This window comes from Pseudomonas sp. Marseille-Q0931, assembly GCF_940789645.1.
Lineage (GTDB): Bacteria > Pseudomonadota > Gammaproteobacteria > Pseudomonadales > Pseudomonadaceae > Aquipseudomonas.
In genome coordinates, this window is record NZ_CALNWT010000011.1 from 71966 (window position 1) to 92052 (window position 20087).

Annotated in this window: 18 protein-coding genes and 1 pseudogene; 8 read left to right on the plus strand and 11 right to left on the minus strand. The window is 62.7% G+C overall.

Annotation, left to right across the window (positions count from 1 at the left end):
• The first annotated feature begins 14 nt into the window (after positions 1-14).
• Positions 15-1730, plus strand: a complete 1716-nt coding sequence (locus P3C50_RS17465) for a proline--tRNA ligase (protein ID WP_275546931.1) — start codon at positions 15-17, stop codon at positions 1728-1730.
• Between the two features lie 20 nt (positions 1731-1750).
• Complete coding sequence (locus P3C50_RS17470) at positions 1751-2707, plus strand: hypothetical protein (RefSeq protein ID WP_197855111.1); 957 nt, start codon at positions 1751-1753, stop codon at positions 2705-2707.
• Between the two features lie 55 nt (positions 2708-2762).
• Here P3C50_RS17470 and P3C50_RS17475 read toward each other — a convergent pair whose 3' ends face one another.
• From P3C50_RS17475 to P3C50_RS17485, 3 genes are read right to left on the minus strand one after another with little or no spacing between them, the layout of a single operon-like run.
• Positions 2763-3584 (minus strand): aldo/keto reductase, encoded by an 822-nt coding sequence (locus tag P3C50_RS17475; protein WP_275546932.1) that lies wholly within the window; start codon positions 3582-3584, stop codon positions 2763-2765.
• Positions 3571-4005, minus strand: coding sequence for a VOC family protein (locus P3C50_RS17480; RefSeq protein WP_197855108.1), 435 nt, complete (start codon positions 4003-4005; stop codon positions 3571-3573). The genes P3C50_RS17475 and P3C50_RS17480 overlap by 14 nt, the downstream gene beginning before the upstream one ends.
• Positions 4006-4007: 2 nt before the next feature.
• A complete protein-coding gene (locus P3C50_RS17485) occupies positions 4008-4688 on the minus strand; it encodes a class I SAM-dependent methyltransferase (RefSeq protein WP_275547010.1) in 681 nt (226 codons plus the stop codon).
• Positions 4689-4910: 222 nt separating this feature from the next.
• Between P3C50_RS17485 and P3C50_RS17490 the strand changes: the two genes are divergently transcribed.
• Positions 4911-8009: a transglycosylase domain-containing protein gene (locus P3C50_RS17490; protein WP_275546933.1), complete on the plus strand. Its 3099-nt coding sequence runs from the start codon at positions 4911-4913 to the stop codon at positions 8007-8009.
• Positions 8010-8104: 95 nt separating this feature from the next.
• The gene (locus P3C50_RS17495) at positions 8105-8986 is read left to right on the plus strand and encodes an alpha/beta hydrolase (RefSeq protein ID WP_275546934.1); all 882 of its coding nucleotides are present in this window, start codon (positions 8105-8107) and stop codon (positions 8984-8986) included.
• Between the two features lie 11 nt (positions 8987-8997).
• On the opposite strand, the gene P3C50_RS17500 is transcribed toward P3C50_RS17495, so the two are convergent.
• The 3 genes from P3C50_RS17500 to P3C50_RS17510 form a co-directional block, all read right to left on the minus strand.
• Positions 8998-9210 (minus strand): VF530 family DNA-binding protein, encoded by a 213-nt coding sequence (locus P3C50_RS17500; RefSeq protein ID WP_197855103.1) that lies wholly within the window; start codon positions 9208-9210, stop codon positions 8998-9000.
• Positions 9211-9308: 98 nt separating this feature from the next.
• Positions 9309-10793, minus strand: coding sequence for a sodium/proline symporter PutP (gene putP / locus P3C50_RS17505; RefSeq protein ID WP_197855101.1), 1485 nt, complete (start codon positions 10791-10793; stop codon positions 9309-9311).
• A 469-nt stretch (positions 10794-11262) separates the two neighbouring features.
• A complete protein-coding gene (locus P3C50_RS17510) occupies positions 11263-12396 on the minus strand; it encodes a GNAT family N-acetyltransferase (RefSeq protein WP_275546935.1) in 1134 nt (377 codons plus the stop codon).
• Between the two features lie 377 nt (positions 12397-12773).
• Between P3C50_RS17510 and P3C50_RS17515 the strand changes: the two genes are divergently transcribed.
• Both P3C50_RS17515 and P3C50_RS17520 read left to right on the plus strand, forming a co-directional pair.
• Positions 12774-13871, plus strand: coding sequence for a porin (locus tag P3C50_RS17515; protein WP_197855098.1), 1098 nt, complete (start codon positions 12774-12776; stop codon positions 13869-13871).
• Positions 13872-14027: 156 nt separating this feature from the next.
• Positions 14028-14717, plus strand: coding sequence for a DUF2057 family protein (locus P3C50_RS17520; RefSeq protein WP_275546936.1), 690 nt, complete (start codon positions 14028-14030; stop codon positions 14715-14717).
• 95 nt (positions 14718-14812) lie between these two features.
• On the opposite strand, the gene P3C50_RS17525 is transcribed toward P3C50_RS17520, so the two are convergent.
• The 5 genes and pseudogenes from P3C50_RS17525 to P3C50_RS17545 form a co-directional block, all read right to left on the minus strand.
• Complete coding sequence (locus P3C50_RS17525; protein WP_197855095.1) at positions 14813-15241, minus strand: hypothetical protein; 429 nt, start codon at positions 15239-15241, stop codon at positions 14813-14815.
• A 74-nt stretch (positions 15242-15315) separates the two neighbouring features.
• Positions 15316-16479 carry a CynX/NimT family MFS transporter gene (locus P3C50_RS17530; RefSeq protein ID WP_275546937.1) on the minus strand — a complete coding sequence of 388 codons (1164 nt, stop codon included), beginning with the start codon at positions 16477-16479 and terminating at the stop codon, positions 15316-15318.
• A gap of 109 nt (positions 16480-16588) precedes the next feature.
• A complete protein-coding gene (locus P3C50_RS17535) occupies positions 16589-17401 on the minus strand; it encodes an SDR family oxidoreductase (RefSeq protein ID WP_275546938.1) in 813 nt (270 codons plus the stop codon).
• Positions 17402-17499: 98 nt separating this feature from the next.
• On the minus strand, positions 17500-17874 hold the full coding sequence (locus tag P3C50_RS17540) for a DUF2784 domain-containing protein (protein WP_197855087.1): 375 nt from the start codon (positions 17872-17874) through the stop codon (positions 17500-17502).
• 6 nt (positions 17875-17880) lie between these two features.
• A pseudogene (locus P3C50_RS17545) lies at positions 17881-18209 on the minus strand (DHCW motif cupin fold protein).
• 191 nt (positions 18210-18400) lie between these two features.
• On the opposite strand from P3C50_RS17545, the gene P3C50_RS17550 reads away from it, so the two are divergent.
• Both P3C50_RS17550 and P3C50_RS17555 read left to right on the plus strand, forming a co-directional pair.
• Positions 18401-18625 carry a DUF2061 domain-containing protein gene (locus P3C50_RS17550; RefSeq protein ID WP_275546939.1) on the plus strand — a complete coding sequence of 75 codons (225 nt, stop codon included), beginning with the start codon at positions 18401-18403 and terminating at the stop codon, positions 18623-18625.
• A 159-nt stretch (positions 18626-18784) separates the two neighbouring features.
• Positions 18785-20083 carry a serine/threonine protein kinase gene (locus P3C50_RS17555; protein ID WP_197855081.1) on the plus strand — a complete coding sequence of 433 codons (1299 nt, stop codon included), beginning with the start codon at positions 18785-18787 and terminating at the stop codon, positions 20081-20083.
• Positions 20084-20087 lie beyond the last annotated feature (4 nt).

Here is a 20087-nt window from a genome sequence, read left to right on the forward strand (position 1 = left end):
CAGAACGGCCAAACATGCGTACCAGTCAGTTCCTGCTCTCGACCCTGAAAGAAAACCCTTCCGATGCCGTGGTGATCAGCCACCAGCTGATGCTGCGTGCCGGCATGATCCGCAAGCTGGCCTCCGGCCTGTACACCTGGCTGCCGATGGGCCTGCGCGTGCTGCGCAAGGTCGAGACCGTGGTGCGCGAGGAAATGAACGCCGCTGGCGCGCTGGAAGTGCTGATGCCCGCCATCCAGCCGGCCGAGCTGTGGCAGGAATCCGGCCGCTGGGTGCAGTACGGCCCCGAGTTGCTGCGTGTGAAGGATCGCCATGATCGCGAATTCTGCGTCGGCCCGACCCATGAGGAAGTGATCACCGAACTGGCCCGCAACGAGCTGAACAGCTACAAGCAACTGCCGATCAACTTCTACCAGATCCAGACCAAATTCCGTGACGAGATCCGTCCGCGCTTCGGCCTGATGCGCGGTCGCGAGTTCATCATGAAGGACGCCTACTCCTTCCATGCCGACCAGGCTTCCCTGCAGGAAACCTATGACCGCATGCACCAGGCGTACTGCAACGTGTTTACCCGCCTGGGCCTGAACTTCCGCCCGGTACAAGCCGATACCGGCTCCATCGGCGGTACCGGCTCGCATGAATTTCATGTGCTGGCCGACTCCGGCGAAGACGATATCGCCTTCAGCGACAGCTCCGATTACGCTGCCAATATCGAAAAGGCCGAAGCCCTGCCGCGCGAGAAAGTGCGCCCTGCGCCGAGTGAAGAGCTGCGCCTGGTCGATACCCCCGACGCGAAAACCATCGCAGCTCTGGTCGAAGGCTTCAACCTGCCGATCGAGAAGACCATCAAGACCCTGATCGTTCATGCTGCCGAAGAAGGCAAGCTGATCGCGCTGGTGGTGCGTGGCGATCACGAACTCAACGAGATCAAGGCCGCCAATCTGGAGCAGGTCGCCAACCCGCTGACCATGGCCACCGATGCCGAGCTGCGTGCCGCCATCGGTGCAGGCGCCGGCTCTCTGGGCCCGCTGAATCTGCCGCTGCCGGTGATCATCGACCGCTCCGTGGAGCTGATGAGCGACTTCGCTATCGGTGCCAACATCGATGACAAGCACTATTTCGGCGTCAACTGGGAGCGTGATCTGCCGGTTCCGACGGTGGCCGATCTGCGCAATGTCGTCGAGGGCGATCCGAGCCCGGACGGCCAGGGCACGCTGGTGATCAAGCGCGGTATCGAGGTTGGCCATATCTTCCAGCTCGGCACCAAGTACAGCGAGGCGATGAACTGCCAGGTTCTCGGCGAGAACGGCAAGCCGGTCACCCTGACCATGGGCTGCTACGGCATCGGCGTATCGCGCGTGGTGGCTGCGGCCATCGAACAGAATTTCGACGAGCGCGGTATCCGCTGGAACGACGCCCTGGCGCCGTTCCACATCGCCCTAGTGCCGCTGCGCTACGAAACCGAGCAGGTCCGCGAGGCCACCGACAAGCTCTACGCCGAGCTCACTGCAGCCGGCTTCGAGGTGCTGCTGGACGATCGCGACAAGAAAACTAGCCCCGGCATCAAGTTCGCCGATATGGAGCTGATCGGTATCCCGCACCGCGTGGTGGTTAGCGACCGTGGACTCGCCGAGGGCAACCTCGAGTACAAGAGCCGTGCCGAGACCGAAGCGCAAGCCGTACCGCTGGCCGAGATACTGTCCTTCCTGCAAGCCCGTATCAGTCGCTGATCACGCCCTACCGAGACATCATGTACACGAGCAGCAACCTTCGCCTCATCGGCGCCGCCCTGTGCGGCGCCCTCTTCCTCAGCGGCTGCGCCAACCAGCTGCCGCAACGCAGCGAGCATGAGGAGCGCGTCGAACGCAAACTGCTGGATCACCAGCTGCAGATCGATGCCGGCGAGCCCAAGGTATTGGAGCTGCCGCAACGCCGTGTGCGTGTGCATGACCAGAAGAGCTTCGAGGTCACGGCTTTCGAGGTGACCCGCCGCTACGACCGCTACACCCCTTACCAGCCCTGGCGCGAGATTTATGAAGTGCCGATGGGGGCGGTCGCGGTGGTTGCCGGTGTCGGCGCGAACATCCTCAACGTGGTGTTGCTCGGCAGCTTGCCGGAAACCGCGACCCGCGACTGGATCAGCTACGGCATGGCCGGCCTCAACCCGTTCATGAACGTCGAGTCCAACGGTCGTGCCGAGCAGAACCTCGCCAGCATCGACGAGGTTCAGCGCGATCGCCGCATGGAATACATCAACCTGCCCTGGGCCGAACGCCCGGTTCAGGTCAGGGCGGGCGATCAGCAGTTCGAGCTGCTCACCGACAGCACCGGTGTGCTGCGCCTCAATCTGCTGGACAGCCCGTTCACCGAGCAGGACATCACCCGTCTGAACATGCTGCAGCTAAGCGTGGAAGACCGCCTTGGCGATGATGTTGCACGTGCCGAAACGACGCTGATGGTCAGCCACACCCTTCGCGGCAAGCTTCATGAAGCGCATGATCTGATCTTCGACGACCTCGAAGGCGACGACGTCGCCCAATGGGTGCACCGGGTCAAGCGCCTGTCCGATCTCGGCCTGGAGGAGGAAGCCAGCGAGCTGGAACAGAGCCTGATCGAGCTGACGCGCAACGACCCCGAGTTACAGGACGCCTTCCTCAAGGCGCTGCTCAAAGACGCCGGACGCCTGGCTGCCGATCCGGCCAACTGAGCTCGATTGTCGCAGTTGCACCCTAAAGGTTGTACCCGCTCTACGATTGATCCCGTTAAACCATCTGCAAAGTCTGTTTGCGCGCAGGCGGCGCAAAGGCCGCATCGAGCAAGGCCAGGTCGTCCGCACTCAAGATGATCGCAGCCGCCGCGGCGTTGTCGCGCAGATGCGCGCTGCCTACGGCCTTGGGAATCGCAATCACGCCGTCCTGCCTGAGCGTCCAGGCCAGCGCGATCTGCGCCGGCGCAGCCCCATGCCGCTCAGCCACCTGTCGCAGCACGGGTTCATGCAGCAAGGCGCCCGCCTGGCTCAGCGGACAATAGGCCATCAGCGGCATGCCGGCGCGCTGTTGCCAGGGCAGCAGGTCATACTCGACGCCGCGCGCCTCCAGGTTGTACAGCACCTGGTTGGTCCGGCACGCCGGCTGATCCAGCTCGAGCAGATCGTCCAGGTCGAAGTTGGAGACGCCCCAGGCGCCAATCTTGCCCTGCTCACGCAGGCGCTCGAAACCTTCGACGGTTTCCGCCAGCGGATAGCGGCCGCGCCAGTGCAACAGATACAGGTCGATGCGCTCGCAACCCAGGCGCTTAAGACTGCGCTCACAGGCCGCCTGGACACCTTCCACACTGGCGTTGTGCGGGTAGACCTTGCTAACCAGAAACACCTCGTCCCGACGCCCGGCGATGGCCTCGCCCACCACCTGCTCCGCGCCGCCCTCGCCATACATTTCGGCGGTATCGATCAGGCTCAGGCCGAGGTCGAGCCCCTCACGCAACGCCGCGACTTCACGCGTACGCTGGCGTTCGTCCTCGCCCATGCGCCAGGTACCCTGGCCGATCACCGGTACCTGTGTGCCTGCCAACTCAATTCTGCGCATCGATAGCTCCCCCATGGGTTGTAACCAGGTCATATCCCTCGCCACGCCATTGCAGCAGGCACAGCCCGTGACCGAAGGGATCACTCAGCGTGGCCAGGCGCCCCCAGTCATATTCATGGATTTCACCTTCCTGCTGTGCGCCTGCACCCAGTGCCCGAGCCAGCGCAGCGTCGAGGTCAGCGACGACCAGATCTAGGTGCAGCGGCATCCAGTGCCGGCGGTAGTCGCGCTGCACATCTGCCTCTGGGCTGGGTCGAGTGGCGGCAGCCTTGTGCAGCAGGTAGAGCGGTACGGCTGCGCCGAGCATCTCGACCACCGAGCCGTCGAACAGCACGCGCCCCACGCTTAAACCAAGACCCTGCTGATAGAAGGCCACGGCGGCCGGCAGATCGGGAACGTCGAGGTTGAGCAGCAGTTGCATGATCAGAGCGGCTTGAGCAACAACAGCAAGGACACCGGCTGCACGCTCTCGGGATGCAGCGGCTCCTGCAGCCATTCGAGCCGCCAGCCGGTCTCACCGATCAGCGACAGCCAGGACTGCAGGGTGCGGAAGAACCAGGGCATGGGCGCCTGAAAACCCTCGCCAAAACCGACGAAATCCTCGACCCGCCAACCGTCCTGATAGGGCTCGCCATGGCTGGCGCGCCAGGGATGCAGGGTCTGGATCAACAGGCTGCCACCAGGTGCGAGCAACGCGTGCAGGCTGCGCAGGAACGGCTGCAGCGGCTCCTCGAACAGGGCGAAATTGCACACCAGCACCTCGAAACGCCCAAGTTGCTCGGCATGCGCCTCAAGCTCGGCATATCCACAGACGCGGTACTGGCTGCGCCCGTCGCAAGCTGCGCGGGCTGCTTCGATCAGCGGCGCAGAGGCGTCCACCCCGACCGGCTCGATGCCATGCTCGGCCAGACCACGGCACAGCCAGCCCTCGCCGCAACCAATATCCAGCACTCGCTTGGGTTGCAGCGCCAGAACGGCCTGGATGATGGCCGCATCGGTGACCAGGCGCCGGCTTTCGATACGCTGTTCGCGCACTGCGGCAGCCCAGGCATCGGCGTTGGCCTGCCAGCTTTGCTGAAGCTGTTCACGATGGTCGCGCTGCATGCCGATTCCCTGCATCGATGCAATCCTGCGAGTCTAGCAGGCCTGCTCGCAATCGAGGTACAAGCCGCGCAACCTGCAAAAAGCGCCAGCCAGACGCCGCGCCAGCGTCTACGCTGATAGTGAGGCAGACGAGACGACCGCAGCCCAGCCGACCCAGGGTCAGCTTCCGGCAAGAGGCAATCTCGCGGTTTATATGATGCTGACAGACCAGGCCGGTGATTTATGGGCGCATCATGGCAAGTGAATTCGCAGCAGCGTGAACTGGCCTCATCGGCCAGCGCACAGGCTCAGCGAAAGCCGGCTTCGGCAGGGCGTCACTGGCGTCTGAGCCTGTATTTGCTGCTGGTATCGCTGGTGCTGGCTGGCACCGCGCTGCTGGTGTTCGAATCGCGCAGCGCACATTTCCAGTCGCGCGAACTGAGCCGCTATGCCGCAAGCCTCACCTATCAGGTCGAAGCCGGCCCCAGCGAAAATATCCTGTACCCAAGCGATGGCCCCTTCGACAAACGCCAGGGCTATGCCTACCTGCCACTGATGCTGGAGCGCCTGCAGCAGCGCGATTACCAGATCACCGAGCAGGCGCGTTTCTCCGACGAACTGATGGCCTACAGTCGCCGCGGCCTGTTCCCACCCTTTACCGAGAAGAGCCAGAGCGGCCTGACCATCAGCGACTGCCGCGGCACGCCCTTCTACGAGTTTCGCTACCCGCAGCACGGCTATGCCGACTTCGACAGCATCCCGCCACTGGTGGTCAACAGCCTGCTGTTCATCGAGAACCGCCACCTGCTCGACCCGTCGCAGCCGCTGGCCAACCCGGCGGTGGACTGGCCGCGCTTCGCCATGGCGGCGCTATCGCAACTCGGCAAGATGCTCGACGTGCAGGACCAGTCCGCTGGCGGCAGCACCCTGGCCACTCAGCTGGAGAAGTACCGCCACTCGCCAGACGGGTTGACACTGTCTGCCGGGGAAAAACTGCGGCAGATGCTGTCCGCCAGCGTGCGCGCCTACCAGCACGGGCCGCAGACGCTGGAGGCGCGTCAGCGCATCGTGCGCGACTATCTCAACAGCGTGCCGCTGTCCGCCGCGCCCGGCCATGGTGAGGTGCACGGCCTGGCCGATGGCCTGCGCATCTGGTACGGCGCCGACTTCGAGCGCAGCAACGCCCTGCTCGATCCGCGCCGCTCGCCCGACGCCAGCCTTGCCGAGCGTGGCATGGCCCTACGGCAGATGCTGTCGTTGATGATCGCTCAACGCCGGCCCTCCTATTACCTCGCGCAAGGGCGACACGACATGGAGTCGCTGACCGATAGCCATATTCGCCTGCTCGCCGGCGGCGGCCTGATCGATGCCGACCTGCGCGACGCGGCCCTCGCGCAGAAACTGCAATATCGCGACTGGCAGCAGGAACCCAACCTGCGTGCGGTGGAAAGCGACAAAGGCATCAGCGTGGCGCGCTCACGCCTGTCCAACCTGCTGGGCATGCCATTCTACGACCTGGATCGCCTCGATCTGGCTGCGCGCAGCACCCTGCAGCGCGATCTGCAGCAGCAGGTCAGCACCTACCTGCAGGACCTGGCCAATCCGGAATTCGCCGGGCAGATCGGCCTGTTCGGAGAACGCCTGCTGTCGCCGCAGAAGACTGCTGAAGTGCGCTACAGCTTCACCCTGTTCGAACGCACGCCGACAGGCAGCCGGGTGCGGGTGCAGACCGACAGCACCGACCAGCCTTTCGACATCAACGAGGGCAGCAAGCTGGAGCTCGGCTCTACCGCCAAACTGCGAGTGCTGGCCACCTATCTGGAAATCATCGCCGAGCTGCATCAGCGCCACGCCGACAAGAGCCCGGCCGAGCTGCGCCAGGTGGAAATCGCCGAGCAGGATTACCTCAGCCGCTGGGCCATCTCCTATCTGCAGGCCAACCCCGGCGCGGGCCTGGCCAGCATGCTCGACGCCGCGCTGGAACGGCGCTATTCGGCCAGCCCACATGAGCGCTTCTTCACCGGCGGCGGGCTGCATACCTTCGGCAACTTCCGCCGCGAGGACAACGGTCGTAACCCGACCCTGCGCGAGTCGTTGCGCGAGTCGATCAACCTGCCCTTCGTACGTCTGATGCGCGACCTGGTGCGCTACAGCAGCTACCAGAGCAGCGCCGAACTGCTCAAGGACGACAAGGACCCGCGCCGCCAGGAATACCTGCAGCGCTTCGCCGACCGCGAGGGGCGCACCTTCCTGCTGCGCTTCTGGCGCAAGTATCAAGGCCAGGCAGAGCAGCAGCGCCTGGAGACCTTCATCAGCGGCCTGCGCCAGACCTCGGTACGCCTGGGCGCCGTGCATCGTTATTTGCTGCCGCAGGCCGATGAGGAAACCTTTGCCACATTCCTGCGCGCGCAGCTGCCGCAGGAAAAACTCAGCGATCAACGGATCGCCCGCCTCTACAAGGATTACGGCCCCGGTGCCTACAGCCTGCCGGATCAGGGCTATATCGCCCGCGTTCACCCGCTGGAACTATGGCTACTGGGTTACCTGATCGACAACCCGCAGGCGAACTTCAGCGACGCCGTAGCAGCCAGTGTCGACGAGCGTCAGGAAGTCTACGGCTGGCTGTTCCGCAGCCGGCACAAGAGCGCGCGTGACAGCCGCATCCGCATCATGCTGGAAGTCGAAGCCTTCTCCGACATCCACCGGCGCTGGAAGAATCTCGGCTATCCCTTCCAGCATCTGGTTCCCTCACTGGCTACCGCGCTGGGCAGCTCCGGTGACCGGCCCGCAGCGCTGGCCGAACTGATGGGCATCATCCAGAACGACGGTATCCGGCAGCCGGTGCTGCGCATCGACGAGCTGCACTTCGCCGCCGGCACGCCTTACGAAACGCGGGTCGAGCGCGATATTCATGGTGGCAAGCGGGTGATGCAGTCGGAAGTCGCCGCAGCGCTACGCAATGCCCTTTCCCAGGTCGTCGAAGGCGGTACCGCGCGGCGCCTGCAGGGCAGTTTCCAGTTGCACGACGGCCAGAGCCTGACGCTCGGCGGCAAGACTGGTACCGGCGACAACCGCATCGAAAGCGTCGGCGCAGGCGGCCGGGTGATCAGCTCCAGGGCTATGAACCGCACGGCCACCTTCGTATTCTTTCTCGGCCCGCGGCACTACGGCACCCTCACCGCTTTCGTACCGGGACGTGAGGCCGAGCGTTTCACCTTCACTTCGGCGTTGCCGGTACAGGTGCTCAAGGGCATGGCGCCGATTCTCGAGCCCTATCTCGAACCGGGCAGCGCGACGCGCTGCGACACAGCGCTGAGCGCAGTGCAGATCAGCCGCCGGTAATACCTGGTAACCACAGCGGCCGGCGACTGGCGAAACCCGGCATCGGTTGTGCAGTCCATCGCTGCATCATTCGTTGCTGTTCATGAGTATCGCCGATGCGCTCATCCTGGTTCGCCCTGCTACGCCGCCGTCGCCTGAGCCTGATCGTGATGGCCTGCCTGCTGGTGCTGATACCCGTCGGCTGCGCCAAACTGGAGCAGACCGAACGCGAGTTGGTGTTTCGCATCGAGCCCGGCACCGCCCGCTGGTTCAGTGGCCTGCCCACCGGCATCGAGGACGTGCAACTGCAATCGCCAGACCTGGGCGCCGATGAAAGCCTGCACGCCTGGTGGTGGCCCGCAGCCCGCAAGGATGCCCCGGCGCTGCTCTATCTGCATGGTTCACGCTGGAACCTGACAGGCCAGCTGTTTCGCATCGAGCAGTTGCACGCCATGGGCTTCTCGGTACTGGCGGTGGATTATCGCGGCTTCGGCCAAAGCCGTGGCGCCCTGCCCTCCGAGCGCAGCGTTTATCAGGACTCGCTGATCGCCTGGGAACACCTGACTCGCCTGCAGCCCGAAGCGGACAAACGCTTCATCTATGGCCATTCGCTTGGCGGCGCGGTAGCCGTCAATCTGGCGCACGAACTGGCGGGCGAAGATCGAGCGCAGGCCGCCGGCCTGATCGTCGAATCCAGCTTCACCAATCTGGGCGATGTGGCCGCCGCAGTGGCCAACACCTCGCTGCCGGTTCGCTGGCTGCTGTCTCAGGAGTTCGATTCGCTGAGCAAGATCGGCGAGGTCGGCATCCCGGTGCTGATCGCGCATGGGCGCAACGACCGCTACGTGCCCTCACGCTTCAGTGAAGCGCTGTTCGATGCGGCCAGCGAGCCGAAGCAGTTGCTGCTGATCGAGGGCGCCAACCACAACAACGGCCTGCGCATGGCCGGTAACAGCTACCGACAGGCGTTGCAGGCGCTGGGGCTGGAGATCAACTGACCCGCGCGATTTCAGGACTTGAATTGCTGCAGGTAGAGCTGTTCGACCTTGGCCCGCGCCCAGGGCGTCTTGCGCAGAAAGGTCAGGCTCGACTTGATGCTCGGCTCATGCTTGAAACAGCGCACATCGACCTCTCGGGCCAGCCCCTCCCAGCCGATGCGCTCCTCCAGCGCGGTGAGAATCGCCTGTAAGGTCAGGCCGTGGAGTGGATCATTGCTGGTCATGAGAGCATCCGTCGAAAATGGTAGGCATATCTTAGAGCCGCAAACGAAAAAGGCGATGACTACCTGGTAGTCATCGCCTTCGAGTCAAGCCGGCAAGGTCAGGCCGACTTGTATTCGCTCTCGGCCTTGTCGAAGCGGCTCAGCATCGACGGGCTCGGCGCTTGACCGATACGGCTGAAGATAACGATGGCCAGGGTGGCGAGGATGAAGCCTGGAATGATCTCGTACAGACCCAGACCAATCCAGTTCTTCCACACGATTACGGTGGTGGCGCCGACCAGCATACCGGCCAGCGCGCCGTTGCGGGTCATGCCCTTCCACAGCAGGGACAGGATGACCACCGGCCCGAACGCGGCGCCGAAGCCGGCCCAGGCGTAGGACACCAGGCCGAGTACACGGTTGTCAGGATTGGCGGCCAGAGCGATGGCGACCAGCGCCACCAGCAGCACCATGCCACGACCGACCCAGACCAGTTCGGTCTGCGAGGCACCCTTGCGCAAGAAGGCCTTGTAGAAATCCTCGGTCAGCGCACTGGAGCACACCAGCAACTGGCAGCTCAGGGTGCTCATCACCGCAGCCAGGATGGCGGACAGCAGAATGCCGGCGATCCACGGGTTGAACAGCAGCTTGGCCAGTTCGATGAACACGCGCTCCGGGTTCTCGCCGACCGGGCCGGCGACTTCCGGGTGCGCCGAGAAGTAGGCGATGCCGAAGAAGCCTACGGCAACCGCGCCGGCCAGGGTCAGGACCATCCAGGTCATGGAGATGCGGCGCGCAGCCGGGATCGACTTGACCGAATCGGCGGCCATGAAGCGCGCCAGGATGTGCGGCTGGCCGAAGTAGCCCAGGCCCCAGGCCATCAGCGAGATCACGCCGACGAAGGTCGCGCCCTTGAGCATGTCGAAGTTGGTAGGATCGACCGCCTCGATGGCAGCCATGGCCGGATCGAAACCGCCGGTGGCGATCATCACCACCACCGGGGTCAGGATCAGCGCGAAGATCATCAGCGTGGCCTGCACGGTATCGGTCCAGCTCACCGCCAGGAAGCCACCGATGAAGGTGTAGGCGATCGTCGCAGCGGCGCCGGCCCACAGTGCGGTCTCGTAGGACATGCCGAAGGTGCTCTCGAACAGGCGGGCACCGGCTACCACGCCGGAGGCGCAGTAGATGGTGAAGAACACCAGGATCACCAGCGCCGAGAAGATGCGCAGGATGCGGCTGTTGTCTTCGAAACGGTTGGTGAAGTAGTCCGGCAGGGTCAGGGCATTGCCGTTGTGCTCGGTTTGCACGCGCAGACGGCCGGCAACGAACAGCCAGTTGAGGTAGGCACCCGCCACCAGGCCGATGGCGATCCAGCTTTCGGAGATGCCGGCGACGAAGATCGCGCCCGGCAGGCCCATCAGCAGCCAGCCACTCATGTCGGAAGCGCCGGCGGACAGCGCGGTAACGAAGCTACCGAGGCTGCGGCCACCGAGAATGTAGTCGGAAAGGTTCTTGGTACGCAGATAGGCGATCAAGCCGATCAGCACCATGGCTGCGATGTACACCACGAAGGTGACGAGCATTGGAGTACTAGCTGTCATTTGGGGGGCTCCCCTCTCGTTTGTTGTTCTTGGGCACCGTGCCCGGCTTGGCAAAGCGCACCCGCGTTCGCGGATACGGGGCTCCGGTTTCTTTCCTCGTCACACCGATGCCTGGCGAGCACGATCAGGGACAGATACCGGCGCAGTGAAAATCTCCACCACTTCGTCACTGCATCGGCAAGTGCATGAGCACTTTCCCTGACCTCCCTGGCTTACGCCTGCGGCCACCGAATCGCGTTACCACCCCTACTTCGGCTGCATGCACGTCTATTATCGGTCTAGCCCAGCAAAGCTGGTCTGACCAATCGGCGCAGACAAAACGGTCGTAACGAAAGTGAAGGGCGGAATTTAGTGGCAGAGGTGAACGGGCTTCTTGCTGAAAGCTCTGGAGTTTTTGCAGAAATCTCCGACACGGGGAACTTCCGGCAAACAGCTGTTTCGGCGCCAGCACGATAACCTGATCGCTCGATCAGTCCCCACTGGGCTGGCGAAAAGGCAGATAACCGCGCGCCTGTTCCGCGTAAGCCCGCACGCCAGAGCGCTCCTGTTCGAGAAACTCGGCGACTGCAGCATACAACCCCGGGTGACAGAGATAATGCCACGAACGGGTGATGACCGGCTCGAAACCGCGTATCAGTTTGTGCTCCCCCTGGGCCCCGGCGTCGAAGCGTTGCAGACCTTCGGCGATGGCTAGCTCCATTCCTTGATAGAAGCAGGTTTCGAAATGCAGGCGGTCGAACTCGGCCAGGCAGCCCCAGTAGCGACCGAAGAAGGTTTCGCCATCGACCAGGCTGAAGGCCATCGCCAGCGGCCGCCCCTGCTGCCGCGCGAACACCACGCGGATCATCTCCGGCATGCGCTCGGCCAGTAGGCTGAAGAAATCCCTCATCAGATAGGGTGCCTGACCGCGTACATGATAAGTGTTGGCATAGCAGTGGTAGACGAAATCCCAGTCCGCCTCGCTCAACTCATGGCCGCGTCGCCAGTCGAAATCGATGCCCTGCCCCGCGACCTGTTCTCGTTCCTTGCGCATCTGTTTGCGTTTGCGTGAGCTGAGCGCGTCGAGAAAATCCTGAAAGTCACGATAACCGCGGTTGTGCCAGTGGAACTGGCAGCCGAGGCGCTCGAGCCAGCCTTCACGCTGGGCTATCAACGCATCGCAGGCGGTGCTGGTGAAATTGATGTGCAGGCTCGACAGGCCCTCCTCTGCGAGACCCGCGGCCAGGGAATCGAGCAGTCTGCCGGCGCTTTGCGCGTCGCCCAGCAGGCGTGCCCCGCTAACGGGTGAAAAGGGTACGGCCCCGAGCAGCTTGGGGTAGTACGCAATGCCCGCACGGCGGCAGGCGTCTGCCCAGCCGTGGTCGAATACGTATTCGCCATAGGAGTGCTGCTTGAGATAGGCCGGCATGGCAGCCCGGACCACGCCCTGATCATCGAGCCAGAGGCGGTGCGCCGGTTGCCAGCCGCTGCGCCCACCCACACTGCCGCTTTCCTCCAACGCAGCGAGGAAGGCGTGGCGCAGGAAAGGTTGTGAATCGGTCAGCAACGCATTCCATGGGCCTGCGCTGACGCTGGACAGCGAATCGGCAACGAACAAGGTCACAACTGCACTCCAGAAAGGGATGGGTTCTCCCTGAGCGAATCAGGTTATCAGCACGTCAATAGAACAGGAAATCCGCTCGGGGCGAGAGCAACATGACGAAATTTCATCCAGGACGAGGCCCACGCTGCGCTTTTCTCGAAACTTTAACAATGCCTCTATACAGTCGCCGCGGGACTTCTCCGACCCCCTTAAAAACAGCCTAAAAGATTCAAAAAAACTTCCTAAGCATATGTTTTTAAAAAAGTTCCCCTGACTCGAAAATGTCACACGGCAGCAAGCCTTCTGTCATATCGGATTTCCATAATCGCCTCCGTCCAAACAGACGATGTCATGCCACAGGCAATGACGGCGTTTCATAAAACGAAGGAGTTTTTTCGATGAAGATGAAGTTGATTGCGGTTGCTGTGGGTGCTGCTCTGGCGGTACCGGCTGTGGCAATGGCAGACGTGACCGTCTATGGCCGTGCACATGTGTCGGTGGATTACCTCGATGATGGTGCCAAGTACTCCGAAACCAACCTGTCGAGCAACTCCTCGCGACTGGGCTTCAAAGGCGACCACGCCATCAACCCGGATCTGAAGGCGTTCTTCCAGATCGAACAACAAATCAACTTCACCACTGGCGCCTCGAGCGGCGGTACCGACTTCGCCACCCGCGACACCTTCGTGGGTCTGAGCAGCAACTTCGGCGCCATCCAGGTCGGTCGTTTCGACAGCCCGTTCAAGGTAGCCCGTGGTCCGTTCAACCTGTTCGGCGACCAGGTCGGCGACATGAACAACCTGGCTCGCGTCACCGCCGGCCGTCTGGACGAGCGTTACGACAACACCATCCAGTACACCACCCCGGACTTCAACGGCTTCAACGTTAAAGTGGCCTACTCGATGTACAAGGGCCAGTCGCTGAACATCACCGACACCCCCGCCAACAACGAAGACAGCGATGCCTTCAGCACCTCGCTGAACTACATCGGCGGCCCGCTGGAAGCCTCCCTGGCCTACGAGAAAGTGGAAGAAGACACCCTGCGTGGCAAGGCTGACTCCGTCCGCGCTGCCGTTGCCTACAAGCTGACCGATGCCTTCAAGCTGGTCGGTTTCTACCAGACCACCGATTTCGAAGGTGTATCCGGCACCACCAGTGCTCAGCGCGACGCCGGCACCTTCGACGTCTACGGCATCGGTGGCGAACTGGCGATTGCCAAGAACACCGCTCTGAAAGCCACCTATATGACCAACGACAGCGACGCCGACAACTCCGATGCCGACATGTGGGTCGTGGGTATCGAGCACAAGCTGGACAAGGCCGTGCGCGTCTACGCCAACTACGCCGTCGTCGACAACGATTCCAACGTCGCCTACTCGCCGTGGATGCAGTCGCGTACCGCTACCCCGAGCAACCAGTCCATCGTTAACGGCGTGAACGAAGCCGCTGGCGAAAAAGCTGCCGGCTTCACCGTAGGTCTGCGCTACGACTTCTGATCCCGCTTGCGGAACAGATAAAACAAACCGGGTTGCTCCGCGAGGGGCAGCCCGGTTTGTCATTTAACTGACACCTGGCCGTCTTATTCTTGTTTCCGGAATGTCATCGACCCCAGCCCGCCGAGCATCGGCGGACCTTCGTACTTAGGAGTTTTCATGCGCCGCTTGTTCGTAATCGCCATGGCTGGCCTGCTGGCCGCCTGCGCCCAGCAACCCAAAGTCCAACTGTATTCCGGCGCACCGCTGCCGCAGAACCAGGTCCTCACCGTGGTCGTACCCGGCGAGCTGGAAATCCGCAGCATCAATGGCCAGCCCTACTCCGCCGCCATTGCCGCTTCCGGCCTGAACGACAAGGAGCTGCTGCTGCAGCCAGGCGCTTACCAGATCCACGCTTTCTACAAGAACGGCTTCGACATCGCCGGCGGCATGAGTCACGAAGTGGTGCGCAGCCGCACCGCCATCTTCACCATCGACGGCAAGCCCGGCGATCTGTGGCGCCTGGAGTTCAAGCGTCCGGCCAACCTGGCCGAAGCCCAGAAGTTCGAAGAAGACTTTCCGGCCTGGGCCGTGAACACCCGCACCGGCGAACGCAAGGACGCCGAAGCAGGTAATCGTAACGTTTCGGCATTTAGCGTACTGATGGGCTCCAGCGAAGTCGCTGCGCAGGCCACCAGCGTCGCACCGCTGGGTGCCGCCGCAGCGAGCGCACCACAGGCGGTCGCTCTGACTCCGGCCCAGGCCGCTGCCCTGCCGCATAACGACGCCACCCTGACCACCCTGCAGCAGATGTGGAACCTGCTCACGCCGGAAAGCCGCAGCGCCTTCCTCAAGTGGGCTCAGCAGTAACCCAAACCGAGGGCGCTCCCGCCACGCGGGAGCGCCCTCGACAGCCCGCGACAGCGCCGGTATCTACCGTTTGTAGCTGTACCGAAAACTCTGTCTCAGCTACGCAACATCCCCTCTCGCTCCCACGCGCAGCGCACTCGCAGCGCACCTTCCTGGGGGCTGTGAAAGCCGTTGTCGGATTCCCATCGGAAGGTATGCAGGCCGTTCAGTTCGGTTTCCAGATGCACCACGGCACTGGTCCAGTACAGGCGCTTGAGTAGCGCCTCAAAGGCTTCGATCCACAGGTTCCACTCATACTCCACTGCGCCGTAGCTGGCGCCGAAGTGGATCACCTGGGTCTGGTAAAGGCCCGCCCCCGGCAGCTCGCAGAAAGAGAACATCTCGCGCCCCAGAAAGGGCCAGAGATCGCCCGAGGGCAGTTCGGCCAACACGCCATGGTTGGTTTCACGGCGCAGACGACTCTGCTCGGGGTCATCCGAGGGCCAGTCGCGGATGCAGCCATAGACGATGGATTCGGACTCCACACCGGCACTCCTGAAAAAGCAGCAAGCCTTCTAACACAGCACGCCAGGGCAAGAAAGGAACGGGGGCGAATTCTTCAGCGCGCCTTGCGCCTGCTACGCCCCAGCAACCAGGCCACCAGCGTCATCACCAGCGCCAGCGCAGTGAGCACTGCGAACGGCAGGCGGTAGCTGCCGGACAGATCGCGAGCCAGGCCGGTCAGAATCGGCGTCAGGCAGCCAAGGCAGTAACCGGTGAACAACATCATCGCCGTCCAGCGGCTGACCGCCATCGGCGAGCCGGCTTCGTACAGCGGCAATACCAGCGACAGGGCGAAGGAGCCGCCCAGCGAAAAGCCCAGGATCAGCGCCCAGAGCTCCGGAACGAAACGCGGCATGAAGGTGACCATCGCCAGACAACCGCAGGTGACCGCACCGCAAGCCAGCAATAGCGGATAGCGCGCGTTGTAGCGCTGTGCCAGCCAGGGCAGCAGGAATGAACTGGGCAGCCCCATGAGCATGGCCAGGCTGAGCAGCGAGTTGCTGCGCAGCACGCTCAGCCCGGCTTCGTGGTAGCGCGCCACGGCCCAGGTGGCGATGGCATAGAACAGCCCCGCCTGAATGGCGAAGAAGCAACTGATCAGCCAGGCGCGTGGCTGCCGCCAAGGCAGGCCGGTGCTTTCCTGCGCCTCTACAACGCCCACCTGGCTGGGCAACCACAACCAGAGAATTACCCCGAGCAACGCTGGTGCGGCCCACACCGCCAGCCCCAGATGCCAGGCATCGCCAAAGAATGTGGTGACCGGCGCCGTGAATACCGCGCCACCCGCCCCGCCGATGGCCATACCCAGCGAATACCAACCCACCACGCGTCCCATCTGGCTGGCGAAATGACGTTTGATGAAGCCCGATAGCAACGGGCCGGCCACCGCTATACCTGCGCCCAGGGCGATGGCGCTACCGATCAGCACCGTACTCTGGTGTGCGGCCAGACGCGCCAGCAGCGCCAGGCCGATCAGGCCGAGGCAAAGCACGATGGTGCGTTCGAGCCCCCAGCGCATCGCCAGGCGCGGCGCCAAAGGCGCCAGCAGGCCCATGCACAGCACTGGCAAGGCGGTAGTCAGGCTGATGAAACTGCGGCTCAGCGACAGCTCGGCGGCAATACGCTCGATCAGCGGTGCAAGGGAGGTGATGCCGGGGCGCAAATTGATCGCCGCCAGCACCAGGGCCACTAGTAGCAGGACCCGAGGGACTGGTTTCACAAATGTTCCATGGTCATGACGGCAGGCCGGCCGGGGCGGCCGGGGCGGCCACCCTACCCCTGCAGGCCGCGCCAGGCAAGCCTGAAGGCATGAATAACTGACTTATCGGTCAGCTGACGGATTTGGCCTTGCCGCGCATTTTTTCGGCCATGTTGGCCATCTCGTCGTACAGCGCCTGCGGGTTCTTCTGCTTGACTGCCCAGGCCATGCGGCCCATTTCATGCGGCAGGATCATGAAGCTGCCCTTGGCCATTTCATCGTGGATATAGTCAGCGATATTCGCCGCAGTGATCGGCGAACTTTCCAGCAGCTTGCCCACCTGAGCCTTCATCGCAGGCGTCGGGCCACGGAAAGAGTCCAGCAGGTTGGTCTGGAAGAAGGATGGGCAGACCACATGCACGCCGATCTCCAGCTGACGCAGCTCCACCAGCAGGCTTTCCGACAAGGCCACCACGCCGGCCTTGGCCACGTTGTAGTTGCTCATGCCCGGTCCCTGCATCAGCGCGGCCATGGAGGCGATATTGACGATCTTGCCCTTGCTCCGTTCCAGCAGCGGCAGGAACGCCTTGCAGCCTTTGACCACGCCCATCAGGTTGATCGAGATCTGCCAGTCCCAGTCCTCCAGCGACAGCTCGCTGAAGAAACCACCGGAAGCGACGCCAGCGTTATTGACGATGACATCGATGCCGCCAAACTGCTCTTCGCAGGCCTGCGCCAGGGCGGTCAGCTGACTGTAGTCGCGCACGTCGCAACGGCGGGTGAAGCCGTCGCCGCCCGCCTCGCGCACCAGCCCCAAGGTTTCCGCCAGGCCGGCTTCGTTGACGTCGGCCAGCGCCAATTGCCAGCCTTCGCGCGCCCAACGCAGGGCAATTTCGCGCCCCAGGCCGGAGCCCGCGCCAGTGATCATCATGCGGTTTTGCATAGCAGCCCTGCCTTCATTGTTTGGTTGCGATGGCTGCAGTGTAGCGAAGGAGATAAAGGGTCCGAGCCTTCATCAGGCTTATGAATAGGCTGGGCTAATCAGGCGCGCGGCCCGCTGCGCCAGCGCCAGATCAGCCAGGCGTAAACGGCCAGGTTCACCAGCACGACGATGGCCCCCAGCCAGAGCTGGATCTGCGGCGTGAGCCCGGCCGGGTAGATCAGCGGTATCAGGTAATGCTCGATGAAGCCACCCTCATATCCAGCTTGTCCCGCCGCCCGGCGCAACTGATTTTCCCAGGGTGTCAGCGGGCAACCCAGATGCAGGCACTCCACGACGATACCCCAGGCCACTGCGGGCAGGTGCAGCCAGAGCAAGCGCGGCCAGCGCAGCAACAGCAAGCCACCGAGCAGCACGAACAAAATGAAGCCCAGGTGCACCAGCACCAGCGCATCGGCAGCCATACGCCAGAGCATCGCGACTCAGTCCACCACGAACAAGCGCGCGCCAGCCGATGTCGAGGAGCGATGCGCCTCAGCGCCATCGGCCACCTGATAGCTCATACCGGGCTTGAGCACGAATACCCGGCCATCTTCCAGCTCGGTAACCAGCTCCCCTCCAGACACAACAACACGTGCCCCTTATGGCACCAGTGGTCAGCCAGATAGCCCGGTGAATATTCCACCATGCGTACCCGCAGCGCACCGAACTGGCAGGTGCGCCAGCGCGCTACGCCACGCTCGCCCGGGTGCTCGGTAGCTGGCATCGCGCTCCAATCCGTCACACCGAAGGGGATATCACTGATTTGCATGGTTTGGCTCCATCGAAATAGAGCCTCACCTTAACGCAGCGACCCACCAGTCGAATAAATAGGTAATTTATTTCATGTGAATCAAATCAATTTAGAGCGACTATCAAGGCCATGCACACGCCACATTTCCCGAGCCGAACGAACAGGAATAGCCTTCCTACAAGACGAAATGATTCTCAACGAGGTGCATCATGCTCAAGACACTGACCTTCACCATCATGCACTTCTGCATTGCCTTCGGCGTCACCTACGTACTGACCGGCAGCGTTGCAGCCAGCAGCCTGGTAGCGGCAATCGAACCGCTGTGCAATTCGGTGGGCTTTTACTTCCACGAAAAGGTCTGGCAGCGTTTCGAGCGCAAGCGTCAGCCTGCGCCGGAACGCCCCAAGCATGCCTGGCTGCATCATCACGCCTGAGCGAACGCGCCTGCGCTTCGCCAGGCAGGCATGACTACAATTGCTGTGACTCGAGATTCCTACGATTTAGCTAAGATAGTCTGGCACTTTGCCCTTCTTGCTGCTGTCATAAGCCAGCTGTTTAATCCAGACGCTCTCTGATTTAAAGGGACTTAGCACATGCCCAGCCTTGCCCGTCTCGCCGCCTTGCTCGGTGGCCTGGTCTTCTGTGCCTTCGCCGTTGCCGCCGATGTGGATGCCGAAAGCTACGGTTACCCGCTGGCCAACCCGTTCGAAGCGACCATCGCCACCACGCCGCCCGAACTACGCCCGGAACTCCCGGCCGACGGCGACATCAGTCAGCGCGACTACTCGGTACGCCTGCGTCCGGACCGCGAATTCGAACTGCTGGACAACTTCTGGCCGGTGACCAAGCTACGCTACCGCCTGGCCGAGCAAAAAGGCCGGGCGCCGCTGATCTTCATCATCGCCGGTACTGGAGCGCACTACGCCAACGGTACCAATGAGTACCTGAAGAAGCTGTTCTACGGCGCTGGTTTCCATGTCGTGCAGCTGTCGTCGCCGACCAGCTACGATTTCATGGCCGCCGCCTCGCGCTTCGCCACCCCCGGCTATAGCCCGGAAGATGCCGACGACCTGTACCGCGCCATGCAGGCAGTACGCGCCCAGCACCCGAAACTGCAAGTCAGCGAATATTTGCTGACCGGATACAGCCTCGGCGCGCTGCATGCCGCCTTCGTCAGCCAGATCGACGAAACCCGCCGCGCCTTCGATTTCCAGCGCGTGCTGCTGCTCAACCCGCCGGTCAACCTCTACACCTCCATCAGCAACCTGGACAAGCTGGTGCAGACCCGAGTCCAGGGGATCGACAACAGCACCAACTTCTATGACCTGGTGCTGGGCAAGCTGACGCGCTATTTCAACGACAAGGGCTATCTGGATATCAACGAGGCCATGCTCTACGACTTCCAGCAATCCACCGAGCGGCTCTCGGACGAACAGATGGCCATGCTGATCGGCACCTCGTTCCGTTTCTCCTCCGCCGATATCGTCTTCACCTCGGACCTGCTCAACCGCCGCGGCCTGATCACTCCGCGCGATTACCGCATTACCGAAAACACCAGCCTCACGCCTTTCTTCCAGATGGCCCTGCGCTGCGACTTCGATTGCTACATCGCCGAGCAGCTGATGCCCATGTGGCGTGCCCGTTATGACGGTGGCAGCCTCAATCAACTGATCGAGAAAACCAGCATGTACGCACTGGAGGACTATCTCAAAGGCAGCGACAAGGTCGCGGTGATGCACAACGCCGACGACCTGATCCTCGGTCAGGGCGACATCGGTTTTCTGCGCCGCACCTTTGGCGACCGCCTGACCCTTTACCCGCGCGGCGGGCACTGCGGCAACCTCAACTATCGCGTCAACAGCGACGCCATGCTGGAGTTCTTCCGTGGTTAAGCAC